This window comes from Micromonospora sp. ATA51 (assembly GCF_016802855.1).
Classification (GTDB): domain Bacteria; phylum Actinomycetota; class Actinomycetes; order Mycobacteriales; family Micromonosporaceae; genus Micromonospora; species Micromonospora sicca.
The window spans coordinates 1-1,146 of record NZ_JAEVHJ010000683.1 but is presented as its reverse complement, the minus strand read 5'-3'; the positions used below and the strand labels follow the sequence as shown (position 1 = coordinate 1,146).

Here is a 1,146-nt window from a genome sequence, read left to right as displayed (position 1 = left end):
GGGCGCGGGTGCTCGCCGAGCCGGCCGCGGGCGTGCCCGCGCCGCGCCGCTCCCGCCGTACGCCGATCAACCCGCCGCCGTTCCCGCCCGCGGCGCTGGCGCTGCCCGACGCCCGGTCCACCGTGACCGTGTTCCAGGTGGCCGGGCCGCGCTTCGGCCGGGGCATGATCTCCCCCGGCGCCCCGGTCACCCCGGGCGAGCTGCAGGAACACCTGATGGGCGACCTGACGCTGCTGATGAACGACGGCGTCCCCCGGCCGGACCTGCTGGTGGTGGCCGGCAACCTGACCGAGTCGGGCAGCCCGCGCGAGTTCTCCGACGCGCTGAGCTTCCTCACCGGGCTGCGGGTGCTGCTCGGGTTGGAGCCGCACCGGCTCGTCGTGGTGCCCGGCCCCCGGGACGTCACCATGGCCGCCAGCCGCGCGTACTTCGCCACCTGCGAGGCCGACGACGTCGACCCGCAGCCGCCGTACTGGCCGAAGTGGCGGCACTACGCCCGGCTCTTCGACGAGCTGTACCAGGGCCTGGAGGACCGGATCTTCGACAGCGAGCAGCCGTGGACGCTGTTCGCGGTGCCGGACCTGCGGGTCGTGGTGGCGGGGCTGAACTCCACCGTCGCGGTCACCCACCGCGAGGAGGACCGGTACGGCTTCCTCGGCGAGGCCCAGTCCACCTGGTTCGCCCAGCGCCTGCGGCACTACCAGCAGTCCGGCTGGCTGCGGCTGGGCGCCATGGCGCACGCACCCGGCCCACGCACCCCGTACGCCGACGAGGTCGCCGTCGCGGACGGGACGACCCTGCGCGACCGCGGGCCGTTCAACCGGCTGGTCGGGCCGATGCTCAACCTGCTGCTCTCCGACGCCGCGCCGACCCGCGCGCCGGTCGACCCGGTGGTGCCGCTGTCCACCGCGTCCCGCGACGGCCGGGCGCAGGTGCTGCGGCTGGCCGCCGACGGGATGACCCGCTGGGTGCTCGGCCGCGACGACCGGCACGACGTGGGCGAGCCGACGGCGGTGCGCTGGCCCCGGTCGGAGGCCACCTTCGGGGCGGCCGGCCCGGCCCAGGTGCCCGATCCGCGGCTGCCGACCGCTGCGGAGGGGCCGACCCAGGGCACGGCGGCGCCCGGCCGTGCCGGCCGCCGCGCCG

Annotated in this window: 1 protein-coding gene; it reads left to right on the top strand. The window is 77.1% G+C overall.

Annotated features, from left to right (window positions below; translation table 11 throughout):
- Positions 1 to 1,146: metallophosphoesterase family protein (locus JNW87_RS38940; protein ID WP_375373620.1), on the top strand; the 1,146-nt coding region annotated here is incomplete at both ends.